Annotated in this window: 18 protein-coding genes and 14 tRNA genes; 1 reads left to right on the top strand and 31 read right to left on the bottom strand. The window is 30.2% G+C overall.

Annotated features, from left to right (window positions below; all coding sequences use genetic code 11):
- Positions 1 to 116: 116 nt before the first annotated feature.
- From tuf to argF, 10 genes are all read right to left on the bottom strand, one after another.
- Complete coding sequence (tuf, locus tag IBJ83_RS07390; protein ID WP_068474487.1) at positions 117 to 1,310, bottom strand: elongation factor Tu; 1,194 nt, start codon at positions 1,308 to 1,310, stop codon at positions 117 to 119.
- Between the two features lie 20 nt (positions 1,311 to 1,330).
- On the bottom strand, positions 1,331 to 3,406 hold the full coding sequence (gene fusA / locus IBJ83_RS07385) for an elongation factor G (RefSeq protein WP_068474483.1): 2,076 nt from the start codon (positions 3,404 to 3,406) through the stop codon (positions 1,331 to 1,333).
- 38 nt (positions 3,407 to 3,444) lie between these two features.
- Positions 3,445 to 3,915, bottom strand: a complete 471-nt coding sequence (gene rpsG / locus IBJ83_RS07380; RefSeq protein WP_068474480.1) for a 30S ribosomal protein S7 — start codon at positions 3,913 to 3,915, stop codon at positions 3,445 to 3,447.
- Positions 3,916 to 4,047: 132 nt separating this feature from the next.
- Entirely contained in the window at positions 4,048 to 4,458 is a 411-nt protein-coding gene (rpsL, locus tag IBJ83_RS07375) for a 30S ribosomal protein S12 (protein WP_009355082.1), read from the bottom strand.
- A 112-nt stretch (positions 4,459 to 4,570) separates the two neighbouring features.
- Positions 4,571 to 5,722, bottom strand: a complete 1,152-nt coding sequence (locus IBJ83_RS07370; protein ID WP_068474478.1) for an Mbeg1-like protein — start codon at positions 5,720 to 5,722, stop codon at positions 4,571 to 4,573.
- A gap of 8 nt (positions 5,723 to 5,730) precedes the next feature.
- Positions 5,731 to 6,402: a nitroreductase family protein gene (locus IBJ83_RS07365; RefSeq protein ID WP_201275948.1), complete on the bottom strand. Its 672-nt coding sequence runs from the start codon at positions 6,400 to 6,402 to the stop codon at positions 5,731 to 5,733.
- Between the two features lie 86 nt (positions 6,403 to 6,488).
- Positions 6,489 to 7,808: a MurT ligase domain-containing protein gene (locus tag IBJ83_RS07360; protein WP_201275947.1), complete on the bottom strand. Its 1,320-nt coding sequence runs from the start codon at positions 7,806 to 7,808 to the stop codon at positions 6,489 to 6,491.
- 110 nt (positions 7,809 to 7,918) lie between these two features.
- Complete coding sequence (locus IBJ83_RS07355; RefSeq protein ID WP_201275946.1) at positions 7,919 to 8,854, bottom strand: DMT family transporter; 936 nt, start codon at positions 8,852 to 8,854, stop codon at positions 7,919 to 7,921.
- Positions 8,855 to 8,863: 9 nt separating this feature from the next.
- Positions 8,864 to 9,799: a carbamate kinase gene (gene arcC / locus IBJ83_RS07350; RefSeq protein WP_201275945.1), complete on the bottom strand. Its 936-nt coding sequence runs from the start codon at positions 9,797 to 9,799 to the stop codon at positions 8,864 to 8,866.
- Positions 9,800 to 9,808: 9 nt separating this feature from the next.
- Entirely contained in the window at positions 9,809 to 10,801 is a 993-nt protein-coding gene (argF, locus tag IBJ83_RS07345) for an ornithine carbamoyltransferase (RefSeq protein ID WP_201275944.1), read from the bottom strand.
- A gap of 431 nt (positions 10,802 to 11,232) precedes the next feature.
- On the opposite strand from argF, the gene IBJ83_RS07340 reads away from it, so the two are divergent.
- Entirely contained in the window at positions 11,233 to 12,489 is a 1,257-nt protein-coding gene (locus IBJ83_RS07340) for a helix-turn-helix domain-containing protein (RefSeq protein WP_201275943.1), read from the top strand.
- A 39-nt stretch (positions 12,490 to 12,528) separates the two neighbouring features.
- On the opposite strand, the gene IBJ83_RS07335 is transcribed toward IBJ83_RS07340, so the two are convergent.
- The 21 genes from IBJ83_RS07335 to pepF form a co-directional block, all read right to left on the bottom strand.
- Positions 12,529 to 12,705: an HTH domain-containing protein gene (locus tag IBJ83_RS07335; protein ID WP_068474459.1), complete on the bottom strand. Its 177-nt coding sequence runs from the start codon at positions 12,703 to 12,705 to the stop codon at positions 12,529 to 12,531.
- A 139-nt stretch (positions 12,706 to 12,844) separates the two neighbouring features.
- A tRNA-Phe gene (locus IBJ83_RS07330) sits at positions 12,845 to 12,920 on the bottom strand.
- A gap of 362 nt (positions 12,921 to 13,282) precedes the next feature.
- Positions 13,283 to 13,356, bottom strand: a tRNA-Trp gene (locus tag IBJ83_RS07325).
- Positions 13,357 to 13,429: 73 nt separating this feature from the next.
- Positions 13,430 to 13,506, bottom strand: a tRNA-Ile gene (locus IBJ83_RS07320).
- Positions 13,507 to 13,513: 7 nt separating this feature from the next.
- A tRNA-Ser gene (locus IBJ83_RS07315) sits at positions 13,514 to 13,604 on the bottom strand.
- Between the two features lie 4 nt (positions 13,605 to 13,608).
- A tRNA-Ser gene (locus IBJ83_RS07310) sits at positions 13,609 to 13,697 on the bottom strand.
- A gap of 5 nt (positions 13,698 to 13,702) precedes the next feature.
- Positions 13,703 to 13,778: transfer RNA gene (locus IBJ83_RS07305), tRNA-Lys, on the bottom strand.
- A gap of 7 nt (positions 13,779 to 13,785) precedes the next feature.
- Positions 13,786 to 13,862 (bottom strand) — tRNA-Gln (locus tag IBJ83_RS07300).
- A gap of 5 nt (positions 13,863 to 13,867) precedes the next feature.
- Positions 13,868 to 13,944 (bottom strand) — tRNA-Arg (locus tag IBJ83_RS07295).
- A gap of 4 nt (positions 13,945 to 13,948) precedes the next feature.
- Positions 13,949 to 14,022 (bottom strand) — tRNA-Gly (locus IBJ83_RS07290).
- 39 nt (positions 14,023 to 14,061) lie between these two features.
- Positions 14,062 to 14,146, bottom strand: a tRNA-Tyr gene (locus IBJ83_RS07285).
- A 23-nt stretch (positions 14,147 to 14,169) separates the two neighbouring features.
- Positions 14,170 to 14,245 (bottom strand) — tRNA-Thr (locus tag IBJ83_RS07280).
- A gap of 4 nt (positions 14,246 to 14,249) precedes the next feature.
- Positions 14,250 to 14,326: transfer RNA gene (locus IBJ83_RS07275), tRNA-Asp, on the bottom strand.
- A 5-nt stretch (positions 14,327 to 14,331) separates the two neighbouring features.
- Positions 14,332 to 14,407 (bottom strand) — tRNA-Val (locus IBJ83_RS07270).
- A 48-nt stretch (positions 14,408 to 14,455) separates the two neighbouring features.
- Positions 14,456 to 14,530: transfer RNA gene (locus IBJ83_RS07265), tRNA-Glu, on the bottom strand.
- A 197-nt stretch (positions 14,531 to 14,727) separates the two neighbouring features.
- Positions 14,728 to 15,738 (bottom strand): tRNA (adenosine(37)-N6)-threonylcarbamoyltransferase complex transferase subunit TsaD, encoded by a 1,011-nt coding sequence (gene tsaD / locus IBJ83_RS07260; RefSeq protein WP_201275942.1) that lies wholly within the window; start codon positions 15,736 to 15,738, stop codon positions 14,728 to 14,730.
- Positions 15,738 to 16,169: a ribosomal protein S18-alanine N-acetyltransferase gene (rimI, locus tag IBJ83_RS07255; RefSeq protein WP_068474456.1), complete on the bottom strand. Its 432-nt coding sequence runs from the start codon at positions 16,167 to 16,169 to the stop codon at positions 15,738 to 15,740. The genes tsaD and rimI overlap by 1 nt, the downstream gene beginning before the upstream one ends.
- Position 16,170: 1 nt before the next feature.
- Entirely contained in the window at positions 16,171 to 16,857 is a 687-nt protein-coding gene (gene tsaB, locus IBJ83_RS07250) for a tRNA (adenosine(37)-N6)-threonylcarbamoyltransferase complex dimerization subunit type 1 TsaB (protein WP_201275941.1), read from the bottom strand.
- Entirely contained in the window at positions 16,857 to 17,306 is a 450-nt protein-coding gene (tsaE, locus tag IBJ83_RS07245) for a tRNA (adenosine(37)-N6)-threonylcarbamoyltransferase complex ATPase subunit type 1 TsaE (RefSeq protein WP_068474450.1), read from the bottom strand. The genes tsaB and tsaE overlap by 1 nt, the downstream gene beginning before the upstream one ends.
- A gap of 235 nt (positions 17,307 to 17,541) precedes the next feature.
- Positions 17,542 to 22,134, bottom strand: coding sequence for a leucine-rich repeat domain-containing protein (locus tag IBJ83_RS07240; RefSeq protein ID WP_201275940.1), 4,593 nt, complete (start codon positions 22,132 to 22,134; stop codon positions 17,542 to 17,544).
- 198 nt (positions 22,135 to 22,332) lie between these two features.
- A complete protein-coding gene (gene pepF / locus IBJ83_RS07235) occupies positions 22,333 to 24,126 on the bottom strand; it encodes an oligoendopeptidase F (RefSeq protein WP_201275939.1) in 1,794 nt (597 codons plus the stop codon).
- Positions 24,127 to 24,425 lie beyond the last annotated feature (299 nt).

The following is a 24,425-nucleotide window of genomic DNA, read 5'->3' as shown; positions in this document are numbered from 1 at the left end:
TTATACCACTTTTTAACTCTTTTCTCCACTAAAAAAGTGCCAATGATTTCTCATTGACACCTTTGTCATCAGTCTGAAGGGAACTTAAAGTTCCCTTTTAGAAATTATCACTTAAATTATCCTAAAATCTTAGTAACAACTCCTGAACCTACTGTTCTTCCGCCTTCTCTGATGGCAAATCTTAAACCTTCATCAATAGCGATTGGAGTGATTAATTCGATTATGAATTTAGCGTTATCTCCTGGCATAACCATTTCAACGCCTTCTTCTAATTGGATATTACCAGTTACGTCAGTTGTTCTGAAGTAGAATTGTGGTCTGTATCCTGAGAAGAATGGAGTATGTCTTCCACCTTCTTCTTTAGTTAATACGTAAACTTCTGATTCGAATTTAGTATGTGGGTTAATTGTTCCTGGTTTAGCAAGAACTTGTCCTCTTTGGATTTCGTTTCTTTGAACACCTCTTAAAAGAAGTCCAATGTTATCTCCGGCAGCAGCTTCGTCTAACATTTTCTTGAACATTTCAACACCAGTTACTACAACTGTTCTTCTTTCTTCAGTTAAACCTACTAATTCAACGTTATCTTGAATTTTTACTTTACCTTTTTCTACTCTACCTGTAGCAACAGTTCCTCTACCTGTGATTGAGAATACGTCTTCTACTGGCATTAAGAATGGGTTGTCGATATCTCTAACTGGTTCAGGAATGAATGCGTCAACTTCTTCCATTAATTTAACGATTTTGTCTCCCCATTCTCCATCTGGTTCTTCAAGAGCTTTTAAAGCTGAACCAACTACGATTGGAGTGTTATCTCCATCATATTCATATTCATTTAATAATTCTCTAACTTCCATTTCAACAAGTTCGATTAATTCTGGGTCATCAACTTGGTCTTCTTTGTTTAAGAAAACAGCGATTTTTGGAACACCTACTTGTCTTGCTAATAAGATATGTTCTCTTGTTTGAGGCATTGGACCATCAGCAGCACTTACTACTAAGATAGCTCCGTCCATTTGAGCAGCACCTGTAATCATGTTCTTTACATAGTCGGCGTGTCCTGGACAGTCAACGTGTGCATAGTGTCTGTTTGCTGTTTCATATTCAACGTGAGAAGTTGAAATTGTGATTCCTCTTTCTCTTTCTTCTGGAGCTTTATCGATGTTTGCATAATCAACGAATTCACCAGTACCAAATCTTTTATTTAATACTAAAGTGATAGCTGCAGTTAAAGTAGTTTTACCATGGTCAACGTGACCGATAGTTCCGATATTAACGTGTGGTTTAGTTCTTTCAAATTTTTGCTTAGCCATTTTACTAAAATCCTCCTAATCTATTTTTTTGCTCTCTCGCCAATTACTTTTTCAGAAATTGCTTGAGGCACTTTTTCATAATGATCGAATTGCATTGAATATGTTGCACGACCTTGAGTATTACTTCTTAAGTCAGTTGCATATCCAAACATTTCTGCTAAAGGTATGAATGCATCAAGTACATGAACACCATTCTTAGGATTCATTCCTTGGATTCTACCTCTTCTTGATGAAACATCACCCATAACATCTCCTAAATATTCATCCGGAGTTGTTATTTCAACTTTCATCATTGGTTCTAATAAAACCGGAGCTGCTTTTCTAACAGCTTCTCTAAATGCCATTGAACCTGCAATCTTAAATGCCATTTCAGATGAGTCAACTTCATGGTATGAACCATCGTATAAAGTAACTTTAACATCTAAAACAGGGTATCCGGCAAGTACACCTGCTTGAGTTGCTTCTTCAATACCTTTTTGAACTGGTCCGATATATTCTTTTGGAATAGAACCACCAACGATATTATTTACAAACTCAAATCCTTTACCAGGTTCTTGAGGTTCAATTTTAATTTTACAGTGTCCGTATTGTCCACTACCACCAGATTGTCTTACATACTTTCCTTCAGCATCAGATTCTTTAGAAATAGATTCTCTGTAAGAAACTTGTGGATTTCCTATATTAGCTTCTACTTTGAATTCTCTTAAAAGTCTATCAACGATGATTTCTAAGTGTAATTCACCCATACCTGAGATAATTGTTTGACCAGTTTCTTCATCAGTATAAGTTCTGAAAGTAGGGTCTTCTTCAGCTAATTTGTGTAAAGCTATACTCATTTTTTCTTGAGATGCTTTTGTCTTTGGTTCGATAGCAACAGAAATAACCGGTTCTGGGAATTCCATTTTTTCTAAGATTACATGGCTATTCATATCACAAAGAGTATCCCCTGTTGTAGTGTCTTTAAGACCAACTGCAGCAGCAATGTCCCCAGCTGATACACTATCAACTTCTTCTCTCTTATTAGCGTGCATCATAAGAATTCTACCAATTCTTTCTTTTTTGCCTTTTGTTGAGTTATATACATAAGAACCAGCTTCTAAAGTTCCTGAATAAACTCTGAAATATGCAAGCTTTCCAACAAATGGGTCAGCTACGATTTTAAATGCTAATGCTGAGAAAGGTTCTTCATCTGAAGCATGTCTTTCTGTTTCTTCTTCATTGTCATCAACACCCTTAATAGAAGGAATGTCTAATGGAGATGGCATATAAGCCACGATAGCATTTAATAAAGGTTGTACCCCTTTGTTTTTATAAGCTGAACCACAAAGTACTGGGTTTATTGATAGATTAATAGTAGCTCTTCTGATAGCTTCTCTTAATTCAGATGGTGAAATAGCTTCTCCTTCTAAATATTTTTCCATAATAAACTCATCTGTTTCAGCTAAGGCTTCTAATAAGTTTTGACGATATTCTTCAGCTTTATCTTTGTAAGCATCTGGAATATCAGTTTCTTCTATATCTGTACCTAAGTCATTTTTATAAATAATAGCGTGCATTGAAATTAAGTCAATAACTCCAACGAATTCTGATTCAGCTCCAATAGGAATTTGAACAGGAACCGGATTAGCTTTTAACTTATCCTTAATAGTTTCGATAGAGTCATAATAGTTAGCTCCAGTCGCATCCATTTTATTTATAAAGCAAATACGTGGTACGCCATATTTATCTGCTTGTCTCCAAACAGTTTCTGATTGTGGTTCTACACCGCTCTTTGCATCAAAAAGTGCAACTGAGCCGTCAAGAACTCTTAAAGATCTTTCAACTTCTACTGTAAAGTCAACGTGTCCCGGAGTGTCAATGATGTTAATTCTTGTATCATTCCATACACAAGTTGTAGCAGCTGAACAAATAGTGATACCTCTTTCTTTTTCTTGCTCCATCCAGTCCATTTGTGCAGCACCTTCGTGAGTATCACCTATTTTGTGGATCTTTCCTGTATAATAAAGCATTCTTTCAGTTACTGTTGTTTTACCAGCATCGATATGCGCCATTATACCAATATTTCTTGTATTTTCAAGTGAATATTGTCTTGCCACAATAGCATTTCCCCTTTCCTTTTAAATAAAATCCTATATTAGAATCCGTAATGTGCAAAAGCCTTGTTAGCTTCAGCCATCTTATGAGTATCTTCTCTCTTCTTAACACTTGATCCAGTATTGTTAACTGCATCTAAGATTTCTTTTGCAAGTCTTTCTTTCATAGTTTTTTCTCCTCTATTTCTAGAGTAAGTTACTAACCATCTTAAACCTAAAGTTTGTCTTCTTTCAGGTCTAACTTGAATAGGCACTTGGTATGTCGCCCCACCTATACGTCTTGCTTTAATTTCTAAAACAGGCATGATATTTTCTAAAGCTTTTCTGAAAACTTCAGTTGGTTCTTCGCCAGTTTTTTCTTTTACGATTTCAAATGCACCGTAAACTATTGCTTGAGCAGTTCCTTTTTTACCATCAAGCATAATGTTGTTTATAAGTTTAGTAACAACCACATCTCCGTAAATTGGATCCGGCATTACTTCTCTCTTTGGAACATGTCCTTTTCTTGGCACCTTTCTTCCCTCCTTACTATATTAGTAGTATCACTGGTACTCAGCGATTGATTTTGCTGACAAGCACACAAATGTATGTATTATAAAGTTAAATTCTTTAATTAATAAAACATTTCTGCCACATCAGTTTAATTATTTAGGTCTTTTAGCTCCGTATTTAGATCTTCCTTGCTTTCTGTTAGCTACACCTGCAGTATCTAATGTACCTCTGATAATGTGGTATCTAACCCCTGGAAGGTCCTTTACTCTTCCACCTCTAATAAGCACAACGCTATGTTCTTGTAGGTTATGACCTATACCTGGAATATAAGCTGCAACTTCCATTCCGTTTGTTAATCTAACTCTGGCAACCTTACGTAACGCTGAGTTAGGTTTTTTAGGAGTTACAGTTCTTACAGCTGTACATACACCTCTTTTTTGTGGTGATTCACTAGCAGTACTTCTCTTTTTAAGAGTATTAAAATTGAAACTTAATGCTGGTGCTTTTGATTTAGTTACAGCTTTTTGTCTTCCTTGTTTAATTAACTGGTTAATAGTTGGCATTTCTTCACCTCCTCAATATTTTTCTTTAAAAATGCACATAACTATACATTATTAAATGTACCTAATTATTTTAACATTACTTTTATTAAAAGTCAACTATTTTTCAAAGTTTTTAAGTATTTTTTTCTGGAGCATTTTCAGAAATTTTACCCGCAAAAATTATTGAACCAACATCGGATAAAATCGGTTTAAAAAGTTTAATAATTTGTGAAAAGCTAAGTTCATTTTCATTTTTTGTAAACTCTCTTGTTAACTTTATAAATCTTTTAAAAAAGCCTTTTGGCGAAGCTGGATATTCTTCTCCAAAAACTTCCTTTCCATTTTCCATAACAACTAATGACATTCTATAATACATAAAATTACTATCTTCATCTTCCATATTAGTATTATAGTATTCAAAAAGTTTTTCAAAATTTTTCATAATATCACTTTGTTCAGTTTTTTCATTCAATGTTAATATGCCATTTTCCTTTTTAAACATTGAATAAGGAGAGTGAAAACCACCAAATCTATGTAATAATTTAGACTGTCTATCATCTTCATTTCCAACATTTGTAGTAGATTTTATAAAAATCTTATTAGAAATAGAAAATAATATAATATTTACATAATCAAGTTCATTACATATATTAAATATTTTATGTCTATTATTTGTAATTTCTTTATTATATTTTTTTATAAAATTATTATTAAAACCCTGTCCATCAAAAGAGTAAATCATTTCAAGTTTAGACATATCGCCTCTTAAAACTCCAATATATTGGGCTTTATTTCCTCCCTTAGAATGACCGGAAACATAAATTTTTTTAAAATCGGGGAATTTCTTAACCATTTCGTCAAAATAACTCAAAGCTCTTCTCTGTTGTTTTGTATCTGTTATATTATATGTCCCTTCTACATTGTCCTTCCACTCATAATCTCCGGCTGTGCCTTTATAAACTATAATTAAATTATCTTCAAACAAAAAAGTTACATTTACAACTCTCTCGCTTCCTGAAAAATTTGCAAAATAAGAGTTCTCAACATCTACAATTTTTATTTTCCTATAAATTTCCTTATTGTATTCTATCGTATTAACGATATTTGAAAATTCCTCCTCATTAATTTCTCCAGGATACATTCCTAAAGAATTTTTTTGAGTTTTTATATAATCTGAAATTTCATAAATACTTTTACCAACAAACTTTTCTTTTACATCATCTTTTTCAAATCCATGTATATAAATTATACAATTTAAAATTAACAAAATGTCTATATCCATCATATTGCCTCCTAAAACTTAAAAATATAATGTTCCTTACCAGCACCGAGTTCAAAATGGCACTTAATTATTCCTAAGTCAACCTTTGTATAAAATCCAATTTTTGAAACTATTTCCACTTTATTATCTTTTAAAGTAATTTTATATCTTTGTTGATTCAACGCTGTAGGTGCAAGCAGTGCAAATCTTACTCCTTTTAAAAACCAATCCGGCATTTCTACATCGCTAATTGCAACTTTAGAAATACTCTTAAGTTTTCTCACCTTTCCATTCGTCTCTCCATAACCAACAGCTATGACACATACAAGTTTTTCACCTTCTTTTATATCATATTTAGTATTTTTCTTGCTATATGTTCCACCGACCCAGCAAGTATTAAGCCCTAAAGACTGAGCTTTTATAACTAATTTTTCTCCGAAATATCCAATCTTTTCTTCTAAATTATCACATTTTTTACCAATCATTACTATATAGTTTCTAACATTTTTAAAATTACCATAATTAGCTAAAATACTTCTTCCAAATGCGTAAGGCTCATTAGTTACAAATTGAATATTTAAATTTGCAATCTTATTATACTCCTCAATATCTCTATTTAATTTTTCAACAAGCTCTTTATCTATTTCTTTTTTCGTATATTTCCTTACAGAATGTCTTTGTTCTAAAATTTTTTGAATATCCATATTATTATACCCTTTCTTGATATAATAAAAGGGCGAAAACGCCCTTAAAATATTATTGTAAACTAACAAAATTCTGATTGATATCTTTATTTATTTTTATTCTCTAAAAAACTTCTCATATCATTAAGCTCTGAAAATCCTGCTAAAAACATAGTTTTTTTACTCAATTTTTCTTTAAATTCATCTTTTGAAACAAAAATAATTTTTTTACACAAACAATTATTTTCTAAATACTTTGCCAATTTTTCTTTTACAAGTTCAAAAGCATTTCCTGTTATAAAAATCGTATCAACCAGAGAATTTTCTACAAAATTTTTAAAATCAACTTCAGCAATCCAATTCAAATCTGTTCCGTCAGCAGGAGTATTTCCCAAAGCCAAAACTAAATCGAATTTTTCGGTTTCTTTTGCATATTCCGTAAGAGAAAGCTCCAAACCTACCTTGTTTTTAACTAAATTTAACTTCGTAGATTTACCCAAAAACTTAAAGTTCTCCATTCTACCATTTCCAACGTCAAGACTTATAACGTTTGAAATTTTTTCTTCAGGATTTTCACATTTTACAATTCCATCTCTAATTAAAGTCATAAACAGAGAAAAAGAGGCAACATAATTATATCTATTATAAATAATGTCGAATTTCTCTCTATTTTTTATTTCAAATTTAAAAGTTTTTTCTTTCGACAAAACTTCACAATGTTTTCCATCTTCACATTCTCTTAATGTATAACTCTTTAAATCAACAAAATCTTCGTCATCTTTAGCTTTAAAAAATCCAACAGAACTATAATTCAAGTATTTAAAAATTAAATTGTCTTTTTCTACTTCCTTTTCTTCTCCTTGAACACCAAAGTATATTACCTCATTTTTTATTCCGTCAGTTATAATTCTAAGTGTAGGGTCCTCAAAGTTTACAATTAATTTCGCATCTGTTTTTTCTAAATTCTCTCTCAAAGTTTTTGCCAAAATTTCTTTTGAACCATATCTATCAACTTGGTCATCAAACAAATTCGTAATTACGACATAATTAGGAATTAAGCCATTTTTTATAAGAAGTGGAAGTGTTAGCTCATCAACTTCAAACACACAAAGTTTATTACTAAAATTCTTTTTTTCAATTTTCTTTAAAATTTCAGTTAATACACCCTGAATCATATTTGCACCGGAAAGATTGGTAACAACATCATTATGCAAATCTTTCACAGTATAATAACTATAAAATGTTGTTGACGTCTTTCCGTTAGTTCCGGTTATAAAAATAATTGTATTATTTTCTTTTTTTATATTTTTTAATAAATTTTTGTCTATATTCAAAGCAATTTTTCCAGGCAAAGAACTACAAGAAGTAAATTTTTTACCTAAATAATAAACGAATTTCCCACAAAATATTGCAAATCTATCTTTCAAAATTTCCTCCTTTAAAACAAATTATTTTCGTTTTTTATACTAACATACAAGTAGGTAAATGTCAACACATTAACAATGTTTGTAAAATAAAAAAGAAGTCCTAAGACTTCTTAAATATTATTTTTAGCTTCTTCGCTTTTCTTTTTAAATATGAAAGATAATTTTGTTTCTGAAATTATTATCGCAATAAAAATTAGAACAAAACCTATAACTGATTTAACAGTTAAGCTTTCAATTCCAAGTGCAACAGGTAATGCAACTCCAAAGATTGACTCACAACCTAAAATGATAGCGGCACTGCTTGGATCTGTATATTTTTGCCCTAAGTTTTGTAATAATAATGCAACTGCAGTACACATTATAGAAAGATATAAAACTTCAAGCATAGGTCTTAATGTAATTTGCATTCCTGCATTATTTTCTATAGCAAATGTAGTTATCCAAGATAAAACTCCTGAAACTAAAAATTGCATTATTGTAAGTACAAATGGGTCTTTACCTACTCCAAGTTTTGTAACCATTACAATATGTGATGCAAATAAAACTCCACTTAAAAGCGCAAGTGCATCACCGTAAATAGCTGTCCAACTGGAATTAAAAATTGAACCGCTCTCTCCTGCCATTGCAATAAAAAATATTCCAATTATACAAAAAATTGCAGCCGATACATTAAATTTATCAGGTCTAACTTTATTTGTTATCCAATATAAAAAAGGTACAATTACACAATATGATGCTGATAAAAATCCACTACGTCCCGGAGTTGTAAAAGTAACTCCAAGAGTTTGACTGGAATAAGCAACAAATAAAAATACACCGATTATAGCTCCGGCTGTCAATTCATCTTTTCTTGCTTTAAACAATTTTTTATGAAAAATAATTGCTAAGATAATTCCAGCTATAGTAAATCTAACACCTAAAAGAAAGTTAGGTTTAAGAACATCAGCTGCACTTTTAACAACAGTAAGAGAAGTTCCCCACAAAATAGCTACAATAAAAAGCGCAATCTTTGCTAAAAAACTTGTTCTATGTGAAATATTGTTCAAAACGCCCTCCTACTTAACTATTTTAGTTCCTGTAAGACCTTTTACAGCATCTGATGCTTTTTCAAGTAAAGTAATGATAGCACATCTATCATCAGAACTATTTACGAATTCCAAACAAGCCTCAACCTTTGGTAACATACTACCCTTTGCAAATTGTCCTTCTGAAATATACTTCATAGCTTGTTCAACATTTATTTCGTCTAATTCTTTTTGGTCAGGTTTATTAAAGTTTATGCAAACTTTATCAACTGCTGTTAAGATTAAAAGAAAATCAGCATTTAAGTCTGATGCAAGTTTTGCACTTGACTTATCTTTATCGATAACAGCGTCAATTCCAACTAATCTATCATTTTTCTTAACAACAGGTATTCCGCCTCCACCAATAGTTATAACTACAAGTCCGGCATCTACCATTTTCTTAACAGCGTCAATTTCAACAATGTGTAATGGTTTTGGTGAAGGAACAACTTTTCTGTATCCTCTTCCTGCATCTTCAACAAAAGTGAAGCCCTTTTCTCTAGCAAGTTCATCTGCTTTTTCTTTTGTATAGAACATTCCAACAGGTTTAGTTGGGTGTTCAAAAGCTTTATCATCTTCTGCAACTTCAACTTGAGTTACAACTGAAACAGCCGTTTTATTTATTCCTTTTTCTTTAAAAGCTTGACCTAAAGCTTGTTGTAAATGATATCCAATATATCCTTGGCTCATAGCTCCACATTCAACAAGTGGCATTAAAGGAGTTTTTTCCTTTCCGTTTGCTGAATAATCCATAGCCAGATTAATCATTCCTACTTGAGGTCCATTTCCATGTCCGATTATAACATCATTTCCATCTTTAACTAAATCTGAAATAATATCGGCAGCTATTTTAACTTTCTCTAATTGCTCTAAAGGGGTATTGCCTAAAGCATTACCCCCCAAAGCTACAACTATTCTCTTTCCCATTTGTACCTCTTACCATAAAGTTGAATACATAACTGCTTTTATAGTATGCATTCTGTTTTCAGCTTCATCAAATACAACTGATTGAGGTCCTTCGATAACTTCATCAGTAACTTCCATTTCAGGAATACCAAATTTTTCAAAAATTTGTCTTCCGATAACAGTTTTTTGGTCGTGGAATGAAGGTAAGCAGTGCATAAAGATAGCAGTTTCTTTAGCATTTGCCATAACTTCTTTATTTACTTGGTATGGTTTTAATAATTTAATTCTTTCAGCCCAAACTTCGTCCGGTTCACCCATTGAAACCCAAATATCTGTGTAGATTACATCAGCATTTGTAGTTCCTTTTTTAACATCTTCTTCAAAGCTTACTGTACAATGATTAGCTTTAGCGATTTCTAATGCTTTTTCTCTTAATTCTTCTTCAGGCCATAATTCTTTTGGAGCACAAGCTGTAAAGTTTACACCCATTTTAGCACAAGCTATCATAAGTGAGTTACCCATATTGTTTCTAGCATCTCCCATATAAACAAAGTTTAATCCTTTTAAGTATCCAAATTTTTCTTCAATAGTTAAAAGGTCAGCTAACATTTGAGTTGGGTGGAATTTGTCTGTTAAACCGTTCCATACTGGAACACCTGCATATTTTCCTAAAGTTTCAACTAATTCTTGGCTGAATCCTCTGTATTCTATACCATCATACATTCTTCCTAAAACTCTTGCAGTATCTTCAATAGATTCTTTTTTACCCATTTGTGAAGAACCTGGGTCTAAGTAAGTAACTCCCATACCTAAGTCCATTCCTGCAACTTCAAAAGAACAACGAGTTCTAGTAGAAGTCTTTTCAAATAATAATACTATATTTTTTCCTTCTAAATAACGGTGAGGAGTTCCATTTCTCTTTAAGTCCTTAAAATTTCTTGAAAGGTCTAAAAGGTAACGGATTTCATCACTTGTAAAGTCTAATAATGTTAGGAAATTTCTTCCTCTTAAATTTTTGCTCATAACATTTCTCCTTTAAAAATAAATTTTTAATACGACCTACCGTATTTATTACATAATTATTATACTATTTATAGTCTTTTTTCTAAGGACAAATTAACAAAATAATCTTGTATTAACATACTTTTTTTATAATTAAACATATAATAACTTTTAAAAAAAATATATCTAAAATTAATACTTTTATTCATAAAAACATTATAAAATATATTAATTTTAGACTTAATTTTACTCTAATTTATATATAAATTGTCTTTTACAAAATTAAAATATTTAAATTTAAAGATTTTTATTTAGAAAAAAATTTATTTAGAATTATTTATACCATTTTTTACCAAAAAGACATTTTATCAAAACAACTCTTTACATATAAAGACTTATGCTTTATACTAATATAAAAGGAAATTAAAGTACTTAAAAATTGGGAGTTAATTATGAATAAACAAAAGGGAATTGAAATACAAAACAGAGCAAATTCATACATAAACGAAGAAAGTATGTATAGTATAGATAGAGAAATAATAACATCAGCAACAAAAGGACTTTTTCACCAATCAGCCAGATTTTTGCTTGTAAAAAAAGGTTTGGCAAAGATAAGAATTCAAAATAATATCTATGAAATAAATGATAAGACCTTAGTTTGTATATTACCTTGGGAATATACTGAGGTTATTGAAGTTTCAAAGACTATACAATATTTTATTCTAAAATACAATTTTGACAGTGCAAATAAAATAATAAAATCATTCTACAATGTTGACGCAGAAAATTTAAGTTTAATAAACTCATTCTACGACAATCCCGTAATACAATGTACAGATGAACAATTTAAATATTTTTCAAATATATTTGACTTACTTAGAAATGAATTAGGAGAAGATTCAACGCTTTATGATAAAAATGAAAACCCTATTTCATCAGCATTCGTCTTAAATAAAATAATAGACCTTATAATCACTTATAGAAGAATACAAGACGAAGATACTAAAAAAATAAAAAGAATCGACGAAAAATTTGATAAAATAAATATTTTTAGGTATATACACGCTCATTTAAGCGAAAAGCTTACAATTTCTCTTATTTCAAAATTATTTTTTACAAGCGAATCGACAATAAACAGATATATAAAAGAAACAACCGGTCTTTCTTTCAATACACTCATAAATGAAATGAGAGTCGGAAAAACTATGGATATGTTGCTTTATACCGACCTTGATATAGAAGAAATTGCAGAAATAACAGGTTTTTCCGACCGTTCACATCTATCAAAAGTATTTACGGCAAGAACAGGACAAAATCCTAATAAATACAGACAAACATTTCATAAAATATCACAAATTTGCCAAATAGAAAACACCAGAAAATTTTATAGAATATTAAACTATATCGTAAAAAATTCTAGTGATGATTTGGACATGGATAATATATGTAAAGACTTTTCTATTTCCTTAATAGAATTAAACAGATTATTCATATACTATGTAGAAAAAAATTTCAAAAACTTTTTGAATTTTGTTAGAATAAACAAATCTACAAAACTATTACTGGAAACAAATATGCAAATAACAGATATTGCATTTGAAGTTGGATACAATACAGTTAAAACATTTAACAGAAACTTTTTAAAATTTCAAAAAATATTACCAACAGAATTTAGAAAAAATTTACAACTACAAAACAAAGACATTTAAAAAGCTGTGTTTAAAAACACAGCTTTAGTTACGCAATTTTTACTTTTCAACAGAATAATAACATCTCTTTGGTGAAATTATTTTTTCTTCTGATTTTAATTTTTTTAAAACCTTATCTACATCAGATTTATCTACGCCTAATTTTTCAGCAATTTCTCCACCCTTAAGAGGTTCTGAAGATTTTAATAATTCAATAATTTTTTCATTTAATTCCATTTTTATATCTCCTTTAATTTTATGATATATTTTTACCCTAAAACAATTAAAACTCAACAATTCTAAAAATGAATAAAAAAAATCCTGCAATTGCAGGAAAAAAATAGCAACCCATAACAGACGTATCGAATTACAGGTCTGGTGCCCAGAGGCGGAATCGAACCACCGACACGAGGATTTTCAGTCCTCTGCTCTACCGACTGAGCTATCTGGGCATATAATATTCAATTTTTTCAAAATTTTTAGAATTTCTGTACTTGCTTTTATTTCAATTTTTAGATAGCTCATTCTCTTGTGCTTCGCACTAGACTAAGGCATTGCCTAAAAACAATTTCGTTGTTTTTGCCACTTCCTTATACCGACTTTTCGCTATCTGGGCATATAACACTTATTTTGTTTTTTCTAAAAAATTATTCTGTTTTAAATTTATATCATTTCTTACGATAGCTCATTCTCTCGTGCTTCGCACTAGACTAAGGCATTGCCTAAAAACAACTTCGTTGTTTTTGCCACTTCCTTATACCGACTTATCGCTATCTGGATATATTAATTATTAAATTTCAAGTCTTTATGTAAATGGCAGGGGTAGAAGGAATCGAACCCTCACCAGCGGTTTTGGAGACCGACATTCTACCGTTAAACTATACCCCTACAATATTAAATCCTTTGTTTTAGCTCTATAAAATAATAGATATTTCTAAAATAGAAATATCTTGAGATAATTTGGTGGGCCTTCAGGGACTTGAACCCGGGACCTACCGGTTATGAGCCGGGCGCTCTAACCAACTGAGCTAAAGGCCCAAATTATTGGCGGAGAAAGAGGGATTTGAACCCTCGCATCCCGTAAAGGATCTACTCCCTTAGCAGGGGAGCCTCTTCAGCCACTTGAGTATTTCTCCATTGTGGCGGAGAGGGTGGGATTCGAACCCACGTGGGCTTGCACCCAAACGGTTTTCAAGACCGCCTCGTTATGACCACTTCGATACCTCTCCATGAATGGTGATCCATCGGGGATTCGAACCCCGGACACCCTGATTAAAAGTCAGGTGCTCTACCGACTGAGCTAATGAATCATAAAATTGGCTGGGGTAGCAGGACTCGAACCTGCGGAATGCTAGAGTCAAAGTCTAGTGCCTTACCGACTTGGCTATACCCCAAAGGTTGGCGCACCTAAGAGGATTCGAACCTCTGGCACACGGATTAGAAGTCCGTTGCTCTATCCAGCTGAGCTATAGGTGCAAAATGGAGCGGGTGAAGGGAATCGAACCCTCGCAACCAGCTTGGAAGGCTGGGGCTCTACCACTGAGCTACACCCGCATATACTCTCAAACTTTATGGTCTTAACAAATATTTAATTGGTGGAGGAGAGTGGATTCGAACCACTGAAAGCGCAGCTAACGGATTTACAGTCCGTCCCCTTTGGCCACTCGGGAACTCCTCCATAAAATCTACTATAAAGTAGATTGGAGCTGGTGGGAGGACTTGAACCCCTAACCTACTGATTACAAGTCAGTTGCTCTACCAATTGAGCTACACCAGCATATTGGCGACCTGGATGGGACTCGAACCCACGACCTCTAGCGTGACAGGCTAGCATTCTAACCAACTGAACTACCAGGCCATATTTGGTGGGCACAATAGGGCTCGAACCTATGACCCCCTGCTTGTAAGGCAGATGCTCTCCCAACTGAGCTATGCGCCCAAATAAAAACCAATAAACCAATTAAAATATTAAATTGTAAAAACAAAGTGGTGACCCCACCGGGATTCGAACCCGGGTTACCGCCGTGAAAGGGCGATGTCTTAACCGCTTGACCATGGGGCCTTATCAATCAATCTCTGTTAAAATCGACTGCCTAATTATTATACATCATAACTTTTAACTTGTCAACACTTTTTAAAAAGTTTTTTTGATTTTTTTATCAATTACTTTCCAAAAAGCATCTCTCAAACAGTTACTTGGATATTATACACTTTATTTTTTTAGTTGTCAATACTTTTTTTAGAATTTTAAAAAATTTTTTAAAGTTCTAAATTCGGCTCAACATTTAATGTCAAATCACTTCTAGTTCCTGATATATATTCATAATAACCTGATGATGCAATCATAGCTGCATTGTCTGTACACAATATTTTATCAGGAAAATATGATTTAAAATTATTTTTTTTACACATTTTTTGTATTTCTTCCCTAAGTGTATTGTTTGCAGAAACTCCTCCGGATACAACAACTGTATCTAAATTTTTCTCTTTTAATAACTTCTCAGTCTTATAAATTAAAACGTCAAAAACCGCTCTTTGAAAACTTGCACATACATCTTCTTTTGAAATTTCTTCACCTTTTTGTCTTTTACTATTTAAATAGTTTAATACTGCCGTTTTAAGTCCACTAAAACTGAAATTATAGCTGTCTTTATCTAACATTACCCTTGGAAAATCTATCGCATTTTCATTTCCAAGTTTAGCAAGTCTTTCAACTTCAGGGCCTCCTGGATAATTCATACCAAGGCATCTTGCAACTTTGTCATAAGCCTCTCCACAAGCATCATCAATAGTTTTTCCAACAACTTCCATATCATTATAATCTTTAACATCTACTAAATAAGTATGTCCCCCTGAAACTAAAAGACAAATAAATGGAGGTTTCAATTCCTTATGTGTTATAAAAGTTGCACAAATATGCCCTTTCATATGATTAACTCCAATTAAAGGTTTTTTAGTTGCATAAGACAGAGCCTTCGCCTCTGAAATTCCAACAAGTAATGCACCAACAAGTCCCGGACCTTTTGTTACAGCTATGGCATCAACATCATTTAGAGTCATATTCGCTTTTTCTAAAGATTCTTTAACTATATTATTAATCGCCTCTAAATGCATTCTACTTGCAACCTCAGGAACAACTCCTCCAAATCTCTTATGCATATCTATTTGGGAAGAAATCACATTAGAAATAACCTCTCTCCCATTTTTTACAATGGCAACACTGGTTTCATCACAACTGCTTTCTATCGCCATAATCTTAACATCATTCATTACACTACCTCTTTTATCATCATATATCCATTTTCTTTTGGATTACTATAATAATCAACAATTTTTCTAATATTTACAAATCCACATTTTTCATACAATTTAATAGCTGGAATATTGCTTTCTCTAACTTCAAGAAAAATCTTTTTTACATTACACCTTAATTCTTCTATAAAAAACTCCATAATTTTAAAAGCTATCTGTTTTTTTCTAAAATCTTTAGACACAACTATTTTATAAACCTCTGCCTCGTCTAAAACACAATTAAACAGAATATATCCTGCTATTTTTCCGTAATTTTCTGCAACTATAACTTTTTTACTTTCAATATATTCCAAATAAAACTTTTCATCAAAATTATTTGAAAAATTTTCTTCATCTAACAACAAAATATCCGAAATATCATTTGAATTTGCATATCTATATAAAATCATCTTATTTTTGCCTATTCTCCAAATCCCTTTGTGCCTGTGAAAGTCTTACATATTCAGGGCTAAGAGTAAAACAGTCTGAAATTTCTCCACTTTCAAATTTTTGTTTTCCAATAACACAAGCATTCCTTGAAATGCAACTGTTTAAACAGGCAGGTGCTATTTCAAAATTTTTGTTTTCCAAAATTCTATCTTTATATAAATTTACACAATCCCCTACAAAAACAAATTTTTCATTTTTATCAGAAAATTCCTCCAAAAGTTCATCAATAGTTAAAAGCGCAGGAGGTGCAATATTTTTATTACAAACACCCTCGTAAACACCATAATAAACTCTCTCCCCTCTAGCATCAATCAAAGGAATTTTCTTTTTATCCGAAAAAACTCCAAAAGAAAGAGCCTCAAGCGTATTAACAGCTACTATCGGCTTGTTTAAAGACATAGCAAGTGCTTTTATCGTAGTAACGCCTATTCTGATACCCGTAAAAGAACCGGGACCCGTAACTGCTACAAACAAATCTATTTCTTCTATATCCATATTCAATTTTTTAAGCATTTCATCAACCATAACAAGTAAAATTTCATTATGACTCATACTTTGACTTATACTAAAATCTCCAACAACAAAATCATCTTCCATAACAGCACAAGAGCTGTGAGTTGTTGAAGTATCTATCGCTAAAATTTTCATTACAATTCCTCTATAATTTCTAATTCTCTTTTATTATTTCCTTTAATTACAATTTTTCTTGAATTCTCGGAAATTTTTAAAATTTCAACCTCAACCAAATTTTTAGGTAATAAATATCCTGCCTTTTCAGCCCATTCTATAATAGTAACTCCATCCGGATAAAAATAATTTTCATAGTCTATCTGATAAAGCTCATCAGGAAAATCAATTCTATATAAATCCATATGATTAAACTCAAACTTTCCGGAATACATATTGACCAAGTTAAAAGTCGGTGAAGTTATGTCCTCATTTATACCCAAACTTTCACCTAAAAATTTAGTAAAAGTAGTTTTACCCGCTCCTAAATCTCCAACCAAAGAGATTACATCGCCCTTTTTTAATGTTTTTGAAAATCTTTTAGAAAAATTATTACATTCTTCCAAAGAATTTAAAACTATTTCAAACAAATTCTTCCTCCTAAAACTAAAACATAAATTACATTTTATTATATCATAATTCCTTTTTGATTATTCTTTTATGGTAATTACTATGAAATAATTACAGCTTTATCATAAGTCATAAATCCATAATTATTATATCATAATCTATTTTTGATAATTAAATTAATATAATTATTATATCACAAAAAATATTTTTATAACAGTAAAATAAAAAGGAGACTAGCAGTCTCCTTAAGATTCTTTATTCTGAAATTTTTATATTTAAAACAATCTTTCCAGAAATTGATGGTGGTTGACTATAATCTCCATACCCTTCAACTTCATAGTTTTCAATATAAATATCATAAGCTTCGCGGAACTCATTTTTATCTTGAACTTTTATTTTTATTTTATCTGACTCAAAAGTTAGATTTGGATTCTTTCCTGATTCATCATCTGTGGCTTCAATAGACATATCATCCCAATCTTTTAACGGATTATCTATCTCTATAAAACCATCTTTTATATCATTTTTCTTAACTTTAACTGGAATTTCCAATTTTTCAAAATTGAACATTCTAATTCTATCTTCGTTTTCAGTTGCATTAACAGCACCTCTAGTTGAAAATGTCTTTAGCCAATCAAAATCTTCCTTTGTGATTTCGTCAACAAATAAAGTATTTATTCCATTAAGATTTTTAATATTGTTAATATAATTTTTAAGATTTTCATTTTTATCGATATATAGTCTATGCAATTTTGGTAGTTTTTCTAAACTTGAAATATCTGATATCTTATTATTTCTAAGATGTAAAGCTTCAAGATTTTTTAGTTCTTCAAGATTAGAGATATCTGATAACTTATTATCTCTAAGATATAGAGTAATTAATCTTTGCAATTTTGATAAATTAGGTAAATTTTCTATTTTATTATTATCTAAATCCAATCTTTCTAAAGTTTTCATATCTTTAATAGGTGTTATATCAATAATTTCATTATCTTGCAAGCTTAATTGCTTTAATTTTAATTTTTCAAAAGCTTTAATACCACTTAAATTAGTTTGTGAAATAATAACTTTTTCTAAAGATTCATTTTTTGAAAAATCTATATTTTCTGGAAATATTTCTTTTTTTGCATGTTTATAATCTTGATTTTGATAAATAAATTGTTTTAATTTTGGTGTTTTAGACAAAAAATCAAAGTTATTTACACTTCTAGTTAAGTTAGATTTATTTAATTCTACCTTAAACTCCTCTAAATTCTTAGAATATTTTAAAGGTTCTATCATTTTATCAGTAACATTCTTATCAGCAACAATAAAAGATTTCAACATTTCCATATCTTCTTTAGTAAAATTTTTATCTTTCTTAGGTTTGTTTTTTTCGTTAAAAAGTTTATTTGCTTCATCTGTTAAATTTACATATTTCTTATGAAATTTACTATATTTGTTAAACAAATCAAAATAAAAATCTTTATATTCATCAGAAACAATTTCTTCAACAACATTAATTTTTAATTTTATATTCTTTAAGCTCCAAGTATATTCTTCTAATGACATTTTTAAATTTAAATCCAACTCTTTTCCGTTATATTTAGCGATAACACCATCTGATACAGTCAATTTTATTTTATTAGTGTCTAAATCATAACTTGCATCTATTCCCTCTACATTACTCTCTATTTTGCTGAAAATATTCAAAGGATCTTCTGAACCGAAAACTTGTGCCAATGAATCTCCAAGTTCTTTAATTCCCTTAAAAGGTGTAGTAAAGATAACTTCTTTTTCTTTCACTTCAACAGTTGACCCAAAGTCTATTGTCTGACCTGAGAATTGAATACTTCCTATTCCTTCATTCAATGCTTTTCCCAATCTTTCGGCAATATAATCTTCAAGTCCTGTATAATTTTTAATTCTATTTCCTGACAAATCTAAATCTACAATCTTATCAAAATCTTTAAGAATAGAAACATCTTCAATTCTATTTGCAGAAATGTCTAAGAAGTCTAAGTTTTTCAAATCCTTTAGTGGAGAAATATCAGTAATTCCCTTTGAAATCTTTTTATGACTTTCATCTCCTTCAACAGTTACATTGTAATGCAAATCAAGTCCTTTTAGATTCGTTAAACCTGCAAGTGGTTTTAATTCTTCAATTAAATTATTATATAACTTCAAAAATTCAAGATTTTTTAAATTTTCCAAAGGTTTGATATCGACAATTCTATTTCTTTGAATCTCTAAATATTTTAATTTTGTTAAATCTTTAAGAGGACTAATATCAGAAATTTCATTTTCATTTAATTTTAATTTTTCAAGATTTTTTGCATATTCCAAACCTTTAATACTCTTTATTCCTCTAGTAACTGCAAATTTAAAATCTTTTGTCCCTTGTAAACTTTGAGGCTCTCCTAAAATTGACTTTTTGGGTTCATCATCTTTTTCTTCTTTACTCATTTTTATAGGAAAATGAGCCTTTCCATTTTTATCTAAGAAAAGAGATAATTCTGTTAAACTTTCCATTTCCTTAACAGTAACTTTTTGGTCGTCCGCTCTATCAAGACCTAAGTTTTTATTAATAACTTTTAATAACTTAGCATCTTCAATATCAACAAACTCATCTTTTTCTTCAGGTTTAGCTTTTTCAACTTTTTTTAGTTTTACATTTAATTTCAACACATTAGGAGTATTAGTATAATCTAAAGTATTTTCAAATTCAAAATTAACAACAAAATCTAAACTGCCTTTATTTAAATTTTCAACGGCTTTATCCGTTAAACTAAATTTCAATTTGCCATTTTCTAAAACTACTGTAATATCTTTATTTTCAGAAGAAACTTTTATTTTCTTATCTTTTGCAATATCTTCAAGACCAATAAATACATTATCTACTTCAAAAGTTTTTTCAGTGGACTCCAATTCTTTTTCAAAATCAATATTTTGATTGTGAATATTTTTTTCAGATAATCCTTTCTTTTCATTTAAAACTGTAAAATCTTTTACCTTATTTCCATCAATAAGCACATCAGTAAGTTCATTTAAGTTTTTAATTGCAGAAATATCTGAAACCACATTATTTGACAGACGTAAACTTGTAACATTAACCAAATCTTTCACAAAATTAATATCAGAAATTGAGTTATCACTAAAATTTAATAATTGTAGATTAGTTAGCTTTGAAATAGCATTTAAATTTTCAATCTTATTCTTTTGAACATATAGATTTTTTAAATTAGGCATATTTGCAAGAAATGAAACATCTTTCAACTCATTTTCTTCCAAATCTAACTCTTCAAGATTTACAAGTTTACTCAAATCTATATTTTTAAGATTATTTTTCTTTAAACTTAATTTTTTCAAAGTTGTTAAATCATTCAAAACAGAAGCGTCTTTAAGAGCATTACTTCCCAAGTCCAAATCTTCCAAAACTTTTAAATTCTTTAAAGAGTCAATTTTTTCAATTTTATTACTATCAGCTCTAAAGTACAATAATTTTTCAAGATCTTTAACAGCATCAATATTGGAAATCTTATTTGAATATATATCTAATAGCTTTAATTTTGTAAAGTTCTTAACAATACTCATATCAGAAACTTTATTTACAGCAAAATCAAAGTTTTCTAAATTTTTAAGATTTTCCAAAGCACTAATATCGGAAATGTTGTTATGTGAAATATATAAACTCTTTAAATTTGTCAAATCTTTTAAAGGAGATACATCAGAAATCTCATTGTGAGAAAGCCTTAAAAATTCAAGATTTTTAAGAGCAGAAAGTGGAGTTAAATCTTTAATAGCTCCTTTTGAATATCTTATTTCTTCGTTATCATCAGGAATTTCACCGGAAGAAATTGTAAGAGTTTTTAAATTTTTACAATATTCAAGACCTTTAATACTACTAACCTCAATAAGATTTTCTTCAGCAGCATCCATTCCTCTAACTGCTAAAGCTTCAATTTTTTCCAAATCACTCTTATATATATCATTTGAATTTTTATCTTTTCTATATGACTTATCAGTTAGTTTAAAGTTGTATTCTTTCATTTCCGCTTCAAAACTATCTTCGCCATTATAAGCATGTAACTTATCAAGGATAAATTTTTTCAAATTTGCATCTTCGATTTCAACAACTTTATCTTTTTCTTCTGGATTATTCGGAACGCTCGGCTCATCAGGTTTTGTATCCGGTTTGTTTGGATTTATATCAGGTTTTGTATTATCTTTTTCATTTGTTTTTTCAAATTCAACATCATTCCACATTAAAACCCCAATATAATCATAAAACTCATCGTTTATATTAATCTTTCCACGAACATCAACAGAATTTTTATAAATAACATCAGCATTTGTCGTATAAGTTAAAATTGAAGAGGCTAAAATTCCAGTTCCAATAGCAACTGACAACAACCTCTTAGCATTTCTCTTTTTAGAAACTAGAACACATATAGCACCCACCATTCCAGCAATGGCAATTGGTATGTAAATCTTATAAACGCCATCAACTCCAGTTTTTGAAAGTTTACCTTTTTTTATTGAATCTTGAATAGCTTTTTCCATTTCGAATTTTAATTCTTTTTCATCTAAAACTCGTTTTTCTCCAGCCTTAACATTTCCAATTTCAATTTCTTTTCCACCAACAATTTTAAGCCCTTTAATATCTTCAGATTTTAATTTAACTCCGAACATATCCTTACTACTATTGTTTTCAATAGAAACTTTAAATGTTCCCTTATCATCTCCATTTAACTTTAAAACAATTCCATCTTTGTTATAAATTACCGTTTCACCATCTGCATAGCTTATATTTTGTGAAAAAGAAAAACCACAAAGCAAAGCCAATGCCAATACACTTTTATTTTTCATAATTTACCCCTTTTCTGTAAAAATAAATATTCATTAGTATTTTATCACAAATTGTCATACAAGTAAAATAGTTTTTTCTTATCCATAAACCACTTTGAATAAATTTTTTCTATGTAAATGGATTAAAATTCATTCCTCAAACAAATTCTCTCTTTCTATATAAAAAAGATGCCCATTAAATTAGCATCTTTTCCATTTTTATTCTTGTTCTATTTTGTCTGTTAATCTTTCCATTTCGTCGATTAAACTTCCAATATATTCTATTGTATTAACAAGTGGTGCGTCTGTTGTAACATCAACGTCAGCCATTTTTGCAAGTTCAATAGGATTTTTACTTCCACCGGCTTTTAAAACTTCAATCCATTGTTTAGCTTTTGAATTGTCTTTTAAAATGTTTAGGCACATTTGAGTTCCGATTGTTAAACCTGCGCTGTAAGTGTATGAATAAAGCCCCATATAGTAATGTGGTTGTCTCATCCAAGTTCTTTCAACTCCGTCAACAAGTTCAACATCTTCTTTGAAGAATTTTTCCATAGTTTCTTTAAAGATTTCATTTAAAGTTGTAGCATCAACTGCTCCACCATTGTCGATAATTTTGTAAACTTCTCTTTGATAGTATGCTTCTAAGAAATGTGTTACAAAGTTGTGGTAATAAGTTTTTGAAATTATTTCAGAAATAATCCATCTTCTTTCTCTATCCGTCTTTGCATTTTCCAATAGATAGTGAGCCATAATCAATTCATTTGTTGTTGACGGTGCCTCTACAAAATAAGTTGAACAGTCAACATTTAAAATATTTTGATATTGGTTGCAAAGAGTAAAATGTCCACCATGTCCAAGTTCGTGAGCAACTGTTAGTATATCAGACATATTTCCTGACCAAGTTAAAAGTACATAAGGATGCACTCTGTAAGGGCTCGCACAGAAAGCTCCTGAGGCTTTTCCTTCGTTATCAACATAGTCTATACATCTCTTTTCAAAAGCATTTTCCAAATATAACTTATAATCGTCACCTAAAACGGAAAGTCCGTCTATAACCATTTTTTTACATTCATCAATGCTATAAACTTTTTGAAAATCTGCATCTAAAGGCATTTTCATATCAGAAAAAGTCATTTTATCAAGTTTATTTACTCTCTTTAAAAGTCTTGCATACTTTCTAATATGTGGTGCAAGTTTTTCCATAATAACATCACATTGTCTATTATACATATCCATTGTAACTTCTTGTTCTGCAAGTAAATATTCAAAAACGTTGTCGTATTTTCTAACTTTAGACATAGCCTTATCTTGTTGAACATGGCTGTAATATGCACTTGCAAAAGTATTTTCATATTTTTCTAAAGTGTTGTAGAATTTTTTAAAAGCATCTCTTCTAAATTCTGTATTTGCATCAACTTCAAAACTTCCTTCAAAAACATTGTAGCTCATTGGAGTTTTTACACCATTTACTTCAACATCTTCAAAAGAAAGGTCTTGCATTTTTGATTGTTGATAAACTCTGTAAGGAGTTTCAAAACTTCCACTTAAAGAAGAAAGCGTACTTTCAACTTCTTTTGATAATGTATGTTCTTTTCTATCTAAAAGTTTTTCTAAAAATCTTCTATTTTCAGAATTTTCTTCCATAGCTTTTTCTATGATTTTTTTATCATTTGCTAAAATTTCAGTTTCTACAAAACTAAGTTTTGAATAAACAGGAGCAACTATATTTTCAAAGTTTACAATTCTTTCAAATTGTTCTTTTCCACCTAAATCTGTTTCGTAGTCTAAGCTTGCATAGTTTCCAGCTAAGTCCAATAAAACACGAATAGGTTTTAAATCTTCTAAACAGCTATTGATTGTGCAATAGCAATCCAGTTTGCCCTCGTAAATCTTTACAAGCTCATCTGTCTTTTCTACAATTTCCTTAAGAGCATTTTTATAATCTTCTTCAGTTTTAAAAATGTCAGTTAAGTCCCAAGTTAGATTTTTATCTACTTCATTTCTTTTCATCATATCCCTCCTAAAATGTTTTCTTTTATTCTTATCTATTTTATCATATTTTAAAATTTTTTTCATCAAATTAATAAAAAATATTAATTAAATTATCAAAAAATCGAGATAAAATGATAATGAATCATCTTAATCCCGATTTTAATACAAATATCTTAAATTTACCTTAAATAAAAAAATGTACATTTGTAAATGATGTGAGACCAAAAATTATAAAAAAATATAACCTGTATGTTAGAATTAAAGGAGAATTAATTCTCCTTTAATTCTAATAATTCTTTACGTTTTTCAATAGGTGA

The sequence above is a fragment of the Parvimonas parva genome (genome assembly GCF_016552165.1).
In the GTDB taxonomy this organism is placed as follows: domain Bacteria; phylum Bacillota; class Clostridia; order Tissierellales; family Peptoniphilaceae; genus Parvimonas; species Parvimonas parva.
Note: the sequence above shows the minus strand (reverse complement) of the source record. Positions and strands in the feature narration are given on the sequence as shown.

Coding starts and splice junctions, on each gene's coding strand:
- tsaD (WP_201275942.1), bottom strand. CDS start 15,738: ATGAATGATGTTAAGATTATGGCGATAGAAAGCAGTTGTGATGAAACC.
- pepF (WP_201275939.1), bottom strand. CDS start 24,126: ATGAAAAGAAATGAAGTAGATAAAAATCTAACTTGGGACTTAACTGAC.
- IBJ83_RS07340 (WP_201275943.1), top strand. CDS start 11,233: ATGAATAAACAAAAGGGAATTGAAATACAAAACAGAGCAAATTCATAC.
- IBJ83_RS07240 (WP_201275940.1), bottom strand. CDS start 22,134: ATGAAAAATAAAAGTGTATTGGCATTGGCTTTGCTTTGTGGTTTTTCT.
- argF (WP_201275944.1), bottom strand. CDS start 10,801: ATGAGCAAAAATTTAAGAGGAAGAAATTTCCTAACATTATTAGACTTT.
- arcC (WP_201275945.1), bottom strand. CDS start 9,799: ATGGGAAAGAGAATAGTTGTAGCTTTGGGGGGTAATGCTTTAGGCAAT.
- IBJ83_RS07335 (WP_068474459.1), bottom strand. CDS start 12,705: ATGGAATTAAATGAAAAAATTATTGAATTATTAAAATCTTCAGAACCT.
- rimI (WP_068474456.1), bottom strand. CDS start 16,169: ATGATTTTATATAGATATGCAAATTCAAATGATATTTCGGATATTTTG.
- tsaB (WP_201275941.1), bottom strand. CDS start 16,857: ATGAAAATTTTAGCGATAGATACTTCAACAACTCACAGCTCTTGTGCT.
- tuf (WP_068474487.1), bottom strand. CDS start 1,310: ATGGCTAAGCAAAAATTTGAAAGAACTAAACCACACGTTAATATCGGA.
- IBJ83_RS07370 (WP_068474478.1), bottom strand. CDS start 5,722: ATGATGGATATAGACATTTTGTTAATTTTAAATTGTATAATTTATATA.
- rpsL (WP_009355082.1), bottom strand. CDS start 4,458: ATGCCAACTATTAACCAGTTAATTAAACAAGGAAGACAAAAAGCTGTA.
- IBJ83_RS07365 (WP_201275948.1), bottom strand. CDS start 6,402: ATGGATATTCAAAAAATTTTAGAACAAAGACATTCTGTAAGGAAATAT.